At 44.1% G+C, this 9,118-nt stretch carries 8 protein-coding genes; 4 read left to right on the top strand and 4 right to left on the bottom strand.

Annotated elements, in window-relative coordinates; translation table 11 throughout:
* Positions 1–126: 126 nt before the first annotated feature.
* From hemL to GW12_RS02990, 3 genes are all read right to left on the bottom strand, one after another.
* Positions 127–1,428 carry a glutamate-1-semialdehyde 2,1-aminomutase gene (gene hemL / locus GW12_RS03000; protein WP_034583215.1) on the bottom strand — a complete coding sequence of 434 codons (1,302 nt, stop codon included), beginning with the start codon at positions 1,426–1,428 and terminating at the stop codon, positions 127–129.
* A 41-nt stretch (positions 1,429–1,469) separates the two neighbouring features.
* Positions 1,470–2,096, bottom strand: coding sequence for a thiamine phosphate synthase (thiE, locus tag GW12_RS02995; protein WP_034583213.1), 627 nt, complete (start codon positions 2,094–2,096; stop codon positions 1,470–1,472).
* A gap of 746 nt (positions 2,097–2,842) precedes the next feature.
* Positions 2,843–3,226: a DUF962 domain-containing protein gene (locus tag GW12_RS02990; protein WP_034583211.1), complete on the bottom strand. Its 384-nt coding sequence runs from the start codon at positions 3,224–3,226 to the stop codon at positions 2,843–2,845.
* Between the two features lie 332 nt (positions 3,227–3,558).
* Here GW12_RS02990 and GW12_RS02985 point away from each other — a divergent pair, with 332 nt between their 5' ends.
* Positions 3,559–5,016: an inorganic triphosphatase gene (locus GW12_RS02985; RefSeq protein WP_034583209.1), complete on the top strand. Its 1,458-nt coding sequence runs from the start codon at positions 3,559–3,561 to the stop codon at positions 5,014–5,016.
* 212 nt (positions 5,017–5,228) lie between these two features.
* A complete protein-coding gene (locus GW12_RS02980) occupies positions 5,229–6,686 on the top strand; it encodes a CHAD domain-containing protein (protein WP_034583207.1) in 1,458 nt (485 codons plus the stop codon).
* Positions 6,687–6,698: 12 nt separating this feature from the next.
* On the opposite strand, the gene GW12_RS02975 is transcribed toward GW12_RS02980, so the two are convergent.
* Positions 6,699–7,331: a hypothetical protein gene (locus GW12_RS02975; protein WP_034583205.1), complete on the bottom strand. Its 633-nt coding sequence runs from the start codon at positions 7,329–7,331 to the stop codon at positions 6,699–6,701.
* Between the two features lie 107 nt (positions 7,332–7,438).
* Between GW12_RS02975 and GW12_RS02970 the strand changes: the two genes are divergently transcribed.
* Together GW12_RS02970 and GW12_RS02965 are read left to right on the top strand one after the other, a co-directional pair.
* Complete coding sequence (locus GW12_RS02970) at positions 7,439–7,840, top strand: DUF3144 domain-containing protein (RefSeq protein ID WP_034583203.1); 402 nt, start codon at positions 7,439–7,441, stop codon at positions 7,838–7,840.
* Between the two features lie 142 nt (positions 7,841–7,982).
* Positions 7,983–9,044: an amidohydrolase gene (locus GW12_RS02965; protein ID WP_034583201.1), complete on the top strand. Its 1,062-nt coding sequence runs from the start codon at positions 7,983–7,985 to the stop codon at positions 9,042–9,044.
* Positions 9,045–9,118: the final 74 nt, after the last annotated feature.

Genomic DNA, 9,118 nt, shown 5'->3' with positions numbered 1-9,118 from the left:
GTTTGACAAGGCGCTGATCTAAGCGAGAGATGTTAAAATTGAAGAGCATGCTCTTCAATTTAACGCAAAACATGGAAATTGTGTAGATACCTATGCCTTTTAGGAGAGGGTTAGGGAGAGGTTGTATTAACCTTTCATTTCCGCAAAAGTTTCTTTAGCAGCTTTAATCGTAAACTCAATATCTTCATCGCTATGCGCTGCAGAGAAGAAACCAGCTTCAAATGCAGAAGGTGCCAGATTCACACCACGTTTCAACATACCGTGGAAGAACGTACGGAAAGCAGCAACATCACATTTCAGGATGGAGTCAAAACCTGTAATTTCTTGCTGATCAGTAAAGTAAAGACCGAACATACCACCGACTTGCTGGGTGCGGAATGGGATACCCGCCTGATCAGCAGCAGCCTGTAAGCCTGCCAGCAGTTTTTCCAGTTTCGCGGTCAGATTTTCATAAAAACCTGGTTCTCGCAGGTATTTAAACATTTCAATACCAGCACGCATCGCCAGTGGGTTACCAGACAATGTACCTGCCTGATATACATTACCTAGTGGTGCAATACATTCCATGATTTCACGTTTACCACCGAAAGCACCGACTGGCAGACCTGCGCCAATAATTTTACCTAAAGTGGTCAGGTCAGGTGTTACACCATAATGTGCCTGAGCACCGCCCAGACCGACACGGAAACCAGTCATCACCTCATCAATGATAAATACTGAACCGTGCTCATCACACAACTGACGAATGGTTTGCAGGAAACCATCAATTGGTTTCACCAGATTCATGTTACCTGCCACTGGCTCGACAATTACACCAGCAATTTCTGAACCGAATTTAGCAAAACATTCTTTCAGCATTTCAATGTCATTGTATGGCAGGGTCAGCGTATGTTTTGCGAAATCTGCTGGAACGCCTGCAGAAGTCGCCTCACCTTCACCTTTGGTCAGCAAACCTGAGCCGGCTTTAACCAATAGTGAATCAGAATGGCCGTGGTAACAGCCTTCAAATTTCACAATCTTGTCACGACCAGTATAACCACGTGCCAGACGGATCGCCGTCATGGTGGCTTCAGTACCAGAGTTAGTCATACGCACCAGTTCAATCGATGGCATGATTTCGCAAATAATGTCTGCCAGTGTAGTTTCATGTACGGTTGGTGCACCAAAACTTAAGCCGTCAACCGCAGCATCCTGAACCGCTTTAATAATCGCTGGATGTGCATGACCCAGAATCATTGGCCCCCATGAACCCACATAGTCCACATAACGCTTGCCATCCACATCGTACAAATAGGCACCTTGTGCTTTCTCGATAAAAATCGGTGTACCGCCCACGCCATTAAAGGCACGAACCGGTGAATTCACCCCACCTGGAATATGTTTGCTGGCTTGTTTGAACAGTTGTTCTTGCTTTGGAGATAAGCTCATAGAGGTATCCAACTAAAAATTAAAAATAAAGTAATAAGGTTTTATGCAGCCACTGTAGATTTAAATAGTGCAGCCCATTCATCCAGACGCTCTGGAATGGCATTCATTGGACGGCCCAATACATCACTGATCACTGCGCAGTAATCTGCACCACATTCAATCACTTCTTTGGAGTTTTCAACCGTTAAACCCCCAATGGCACAAATTGGCACATTCAGTTTTTCTTTGGCAAGTTTTAAAGTTTGCAGACCGATATTACCAGCTTCTGGTTTAGACGCAGTGGCATAAATCGCACCGAATGCCACATAGTTAGCACCATCAGCAATGGCCTGCTCCGCCAGTTCAAGCGAATTATTGCAGCTACGGCCAATCAGCACATTTTTAGGCAAACGTGCAACTGCTTCTTGAATCGAACCATCATCCTGGCCCAGATGCACACCTACGCCGTATTTAACCGCCATTTCAAGATCATCATTAATCACGAACGGTACACGATATTCAGCACACATGGCTTTCATGTATTCGATTTCATAAATCTGATCTTCTTTCGCCACTTTTTTACGACGGTATTGCAGCACTGAAATACCACCATTGGCCATCGCACCTTCCAGCTTGGCCAATAAAAGTTCTAAAGGATCATCATTGGTAATTAAATATAAACCGCGCATGATTACCGCCACTTAAAATACATGGGTCTATTATAGGCATAACCGGCACCTTAGGCAGCCTTTTCCCTGTGTATTTTCAGCAAATAATCCACTTCTTTAAGCAACTCATTTTATGAGCAAAATCACGCATTGCAGCGATTGTATTTCCAAGACATTTTAATTTTTTATCAATAGCCCTCTGCCCAATACCGGAATCAAGTACTTGGCGTCTCGTTGTTATGCAATCAGCGAATTCCAGATACGTGAAGCGATTTACACAAAATTAGCAAATTGTGAAATCAGCTAAATTTAAAAATATTATTTTACAAATAGATTAAAAACTATTCAGTTCCAGGGATGTTTATTTGCACAAAACTAGGTTAAAAATAAATCAATAACACAAAATTACAAAGTTTAACTCAAAAATGAGTTTACCTTTTTGACTCTTTCCCCTTCCGTAACATCGTTCGTGGGGAAACGTAGAAAGTCCGGAAAGAGTCAATTTAAAAATGGCAATTCAAGTTTGCCGGTAAGAAAGCCTGTCAATGATGGGCTTTCTTACATTCCAATATATACAAAGCCCATAAAAAAAGCCCGGAGAAGGTCGCTCCAGGCTTGGAAAACTGAGTATTTTTCGAGTTGCATTCACGATTAAAAAGGGCTTTGAAGACAACACCCTATAATTAATAGAATATTAACTCTAAGCTTGCAAGTCATTTCGTGTAGTTTCTGCTGACCCGCAGTTCACTTTTGGTGCAAAAAATGGTCTAGCTTGGAATTTTATCCTGATCGCGACTAATCAGACTGATATTGCCACGCAGTACATCGGCAAACATACGCCAGTCCGAAATAAAGCTGTAGATTGGCTGTTTAAAGCTGGCGGGCTTGTTCTTCTCAAACATAAAATGCCCAATCCAGGCACAGGCATAACCCGAAGCCAGACCATACAGGAAATATTTTGGCTTGCGTTGCAGAATGGCTTTACCAAAGAAATACAGCCCAATGCTACTGCCGGCAATATGTAAACGGCGGCTCATGATATTGCGGTGCTCGGTCAGGTAAAATCGATAGAATTCATGATAATCACGGATCGGCATTGGCTGGCGAACTGCTGGCAACTGATCCTTCTGAGCTTCTACAAGTGCATTCATATAACATCTTCCTGATATTTTTTAGTCCACATTAGCGCATATTTTCGGCAATTAAAAGTATGATTTTTTGTCTGAATTTCAGTGCATTAAAATGCTTTTCATTTGAATCATCCCGGCTTTCAACTGTTTAAGCCACTATAAAATTCATCGGCTTAAATCGCTTCACGACTTTTCTGCCCGGTCAAGTCTTACTAAAAAAATGATTTTGGTTACAATCTTGACCTTAAAAATCTAAAAATAGGCTGGCTGTGTTCAGGAATTTTTTCTTTTCCTCGACTTGGCATTAACAGCGCTGTCTATGTTTTATAGGCAGTATAAACAGGACATTACTCATGGTTGAAGTTGAACTTAAATTTCAGATTCCTGCAGCGCGTCGCAATGCATTACTCAAAGCGCTTGATCCGAAAAAATCACAACAGATTCAACTACAAGCCAAATATTACGATACTGAAGACCGCCTACTGTCTAAAAGCGGCGTGGCGCTACGTCAACGTCTTGAAGGCACTCGCTGGGTACAAACCCTAAAAGCGGCAGGTAAAAGCCACATTGAACGCTTTGAACATAACTATGATTTAGGTGAACTGGAACAGGCACCTGAGCTGGATCTCAGCATTTATGCCAATGCCCCAGAAGCACAGAAAATTCTAAACAATGCGCTCGGCAATCAACTGGATCAGCTCAAGCTGCAATTTGAAACTGACATTTCCCGTACCTTGCGTGTGATAGAACACGAAGGCACTGAAATTGAAGTTGCACTGGATGTCGGTGCTATTCGTACCCTGGATGCAGAACAGGAAGTGCATGAGGTCGAATTCGAACTGAAAAGCGGTTCGGTTGAGCAACTGCTAGCCTTTAGCTTTGAATGGGTCAAGAAATATCAGCTGTGGCTGGATGTCCGCAGCAAAGCAGAAATCGGTAATCTGCTGGCAACTGGTCAAAAAGTCAGTCCCGCGGTACAGGCCAAAGATTTCCAGCTCAGCAAAAAAGACAGTGCTGGCAAAGCGCTGTGCAACCTGATTGCCCAGCAGATGCAGCACCTCTTGCCAAATATCGCCGCAATCTCGGCACAAGTCACAGAACAGGAACATATTGATCAGGCACAAAAGGCACTGGATCATCTGTACTTAAGTGTCTTACTGTTTAAAGACTGGCATTCCGGCATTTCGGACAAATGGGCACATCAGCTGGAAGCCTTCAAGAAACAATTTGAGCACCTGCAACATTTACAGCATATGCAAAGTACGCTGGCAGCTTTCCTGCAGAATCCAACCACGGCAGAAAACCTGAGCAAAGATATTCTTTATGCCAAAGAAAAGCTGATCAATCTGGTTAAATCTACCCTGAATGTACATCACTATCTGGAACTTCTGATCTTTACCCTAACTGATGATGCCAAGCAGTCGCAGGATTTAAGAAGTGCGGCACAGGCGACCTTGCAGCAGCAATACAAAGTCCTGCAGGAACAGATGAATCAGACTGAAGTACATGACTTTGAACAGCTGGATCATCTGGCTAGCCGGATTCAGGAACTCAAGTTTAGCTTCCCGATCCTGACCTCTATTTACGATGTGAAAAACCTGCAGAAATACAGCAAGGCACTGAATGATGCCCAGCTAGCTGCCACCGAATATCAAACCTTGGCCTCCTCTGCCTCGTATATCCAGCAAACCGAGCTAGAAGCCAGTGACTGGTTTGTGTTGGGTTGGCTGACGGCTAAACAGGAAGTCTATGCACAGCGTTTACTGGAAGCGACAGAACAGTTCCTGGTCAGTCGTAAACTGATCAAATAACCTGTTCATTTTTCAGCATTGTAAAAGCTCAGATTCATTCTGGGCTTTTTTATGTCTGCAATAAATTTTGTCACAATTCTGCTTCGCTGAAGTGCTATCATCTCTGTTAAAACATACTCACCTAATCACAACAAAGAGCTAGCCATTTGCTTCAGTGTTATCGCTCGATTTAAAGCTATAGTCAGGATAGAAGCCTTTAGAGGAACGCTGTGATGTCAGAAATTGAGCTCAAGTTTCAGGTCCCTTCACACATGCATGCACAATTGCAGAAGGACTTTGCTGCACTGACACCAGAACGCCAGCATCTGTGGGCACGCTATTTTGATACCGAAGATTTAAGGCTACATGGACATAGCATTGCACTACGCCAGCGTCAGGAAAATGGACTATGGCGGCAAATCATTAAATCCCCTTCAAAGCCGCCTTTTGAACGACTGGAATTTGAGATTGAACTCGGAGAGACCCAGCCAGAACAATGTGAGCTTTCCTGCTACAAAGATCACCCAGAAATTCGGGAACTGCTCAAAGAAGCGCTTGGCTCACTTAAAGAATCTTTAATCCTGCAATTTGAAACTGAAGTGCAGCGTTCCATTCATACTGAAAAATATAAAAATAGCACCATTGAAATCGCCTTTGATCAGGGTGAAATCCGGCATGGCAGCGAATTTACGGCCGTGTATGAGCTGGAATTTGAGCTGAAGGAAGGACAACTGAATGAACTGACTGAATTTGTCCAGCCGTGGATTGAACGTTATGAGCTATGGCTAGACAGCCGTAGCAAGTCAGATCGTGGGTATTCTTTGGTAGAAGGCAGCAGTATTACCCCTGCCCAGCATCAGCTGCCACTAGAGCTAAGTGAAGATGACAGCCTGCACGTAATGCTGCAGAAAATTATCCGTAATACTTTGGAACATTTACTACCGAATGCGACGGCGCTGGCTGCCGAGCGTTATGATAGTGAACATATCCATCAGGCCCGCGTTGCGATCCGGCGTCTGCGCAGTGCCTTAAGATTTTTTAATGTCGATGAACTGGATATTCCGCCAGTTTGGGTTGAACAGCTACCTGATCTGTTCCAGCAATTGGGCACGACACGAGATCGGGATGCACTTGCTGAAAGCCTGTTACCACAACTGGAAGCTGCCGGATCACCAATGGTGGAGCTACCACCTGCAACAGAAAAAGAGCTTGATGTCAGTCAGTTATTCCGACAGCCGGAAACCAATTATCTGTTTCTGGACCTGTTGCGTTATAGCCAGGCAGAGCCTAAAAAAATATCTGCAGATATTCAGATACTATTTAAGCGTCTGAGCAAGCTACATAAACAGATTTGTGCCGATGCCGAACAATTCTGTGAACTGGATATTGAAGATCAGCATCGAACCCGTAAACGTGTCAAACGCCTGCGCTATAACATCGAATTTCTGCAAGGTCTGTTTCCACCCAAACAGGTAAAAAGTTACCTGAAAGCCTTAAAGCCCTTGCAGGAAAGTCTGGGACATTATAATGACCTGAATGTCGCGGAAAGCCTGTATGAACCTTATGCCAAACAGAAACCCAAAGCCTGGTTTGTACTGGGCTGGCTACGTGCCGAACAGAAGCGACTACAAAAAGAAATTCAGGCTGAGCTACAGGATTTTGCTAAAGTTCAACCCTTTTGGAATAAATAAACGGATTAAAATCTAACGATATTTGCCGTAGACTTTCCAGGTATTATTATCCGCGAGTGGATCACTATAACTATCACTGCGCTGCTTACGGGGCTTGTCACGGGCATCTACCAGTTCAAAATGCTGTTCTACACTCAGTACGATGCCATTCACATAAAACCGGGTTCGGGTATATTCACTCTGCCCATGCTGGAACACATAAGTACGCAAATCAACAAATTCCCGATGTGCCACCAAGGCTGCCGTTTCATCACTGTCCAGCCAGCGCTGCATCGCCTGAACCTGTTCCGGTTCAAACTGGCCGCATTTTTCCAGCAGACTGGCAATGCCACGAAAGGTTTTTGACTCTTTGGCCCGGGTTTTATTGATCCGGATCCGATCCACATGGAAATAGAACAACGGCAAATTTAAATGGCTCGGCAGATGTACCGCATCCAGCACTTCATCTTCCATGAAAGGCTGAAACAGATCCTGCGCCCGTTCTATTAACCCACTCCACTGGCGGTAATAATCTTCCACCTGTGACTTGCTGCCGTAATAGATCGGCAGTCCTTCCACATTGGCCAGATTCACTGGCGGCCAGATGTTTTGTCGCAATAAGGCGATGTCACTTTTCAGGCTTTGTACAGCAATTGCATCTTGCATGGGAATCACATTTTATGCTTAGGCTATTTTTAGATTAAGGCAAAGGTTTAGTTTCTGCAAGGCTTTGCCTATAATGAACCATTCAGATTGAGTGTCAGGAAAAATTCATGGTTCAAAAGATTGAAGCGACCGATGTAACCGAAGAAGAAGCGTTAAATGCTGCATTCTTTGAACGTGCTGATGAATTTATCAAGCAGGCCAACGAGTTTAGCCGTGTGGAAAAAGGCTCACAGGAAAGCCCAAGCGAAAAACGCGGTCAGGTTAGCGCTTCCATGCTGTTCGCCACTGCCCGTTTTAATACCTGGGTAGCTGCCAACAACTTCAAAGATGGCAATGAAATGCGCGAAGCCAAGGATCAAGTCATGTCCTATATTCTTCAGCAGTTCCAGTTGATGCTGGAAGACAACTATGACGAATACTGTGATCAGTTTGAGAACTATCTGCGTTTCCGTCGCAACGAAGAGTTTCATGCCAACAAGCATAAACATGATCACAACCACGATCATTAATATGAAGCCCTTCGGGGCTTTTTTCATGCCTGTTGAATAGCAGATAACTTTGCTTAATCTTTCTGTATTGACGTCCATCTCTTTTTATTTCATAACTCTAAAAGAATAATTCCAATAACAACGCCAATAAAAAGAGACCGTCATGCAGCTGGACTTTCCAATTATTGATCCGCATATCCATCAATGGGATCCTTACCACACCCCGCATGCGGCTGCACTGGCAGTCAAACTGTTTGGCAAGCACCCGCGCCTGTTGGATCGCATGGTACGCCTTTTCAATCCCAAACCAATCGTTGACACCGTAGGCCTGACAGAGCACATCACAGCACCGTACCTACCTAAAAACTACAAATGGGATATCGGCGATTATCAGGTCGAACAAGTGGTGCATATTGAAGCCAGCTGGCATGAACAGAAAGGTGCTGGTGTCGTCAATGAAACCAGATTTGTGGCAGGCTTGCCTTTTGAGGAACAGGGTCTTGAACTGGGTGCTATTGTGGCCACTGCGGATCCACGGCGTAGAGACTTTAAAAAGTTGCTGCAATTACATCAGCAAGCTTCACCAAAGTTGCGTGGTATCCGTAAAATGGCACCCTTCCATCCTGACAGAGGCGTGCATGCCTGGGCAGATGAACCGCATTTATACCTGAATAAAAAATTCCTAAAAGGATTTGAGCATCTGGCCAAAGCCGGACTGAGTTTTGATGCCTGGGTCTACTCTACCCAGCTTGCAGATGTGATCCAACTTGCCAAAACTTTTCCTGAAACGCCGATTGTGCTAGATCATCTCGGTACACCGGTGGGAATATTTGGAAAAGTCGGTAAAGGTACGGGCAAAACAGCAAAAGAAAGACAAAATATTTTGGAGCACTGGAAAGATAATCTCGCTAAGCTGGCCGAATGTCCCAATGTTTATACCAAAATCTCAGCACTATTTATGCCAGTGCTCGGTCACACATTTCATCAACAACGGCGTTTAGCTTCTAAAGCAGAGCTGATGGAATATGCAACTCCACTGATTCAGCATGCCCTACAATGCTTTGGAAAAGATCGAACCATGTTTGCCTCCAATTTCCCCATGGATCGGGTCAGTACCAGTCTGGTCAATATCATTGATGCCTTTAGCGATATTGTGCATGACTATGATGCACAGGCCTTAAAACCGGTGTTTTATGACAATGCCAAACGCTTTTACCGTATTTAAAACAGCTATTTATACGCCAATCTCAACTTTTTAAGTCATTGAAATAAAAAGGACATAACCTCATTTTAAATCCG

It is taken from the genome of Acinetobacter sp. HR7, from assembly GCF_000773685.1.
In the GTDB taxonomy this organism is placed as follows: Bacteria; Pseudomonadota; Gammaproteobacteria; order Pseudomonadales; family Moraxellaceae; genus Acinetobacter; species Acinetobacter thermotolerans.
This window is presented reverse-complemented; position numbering and strand designations above follow the sequence as displayed.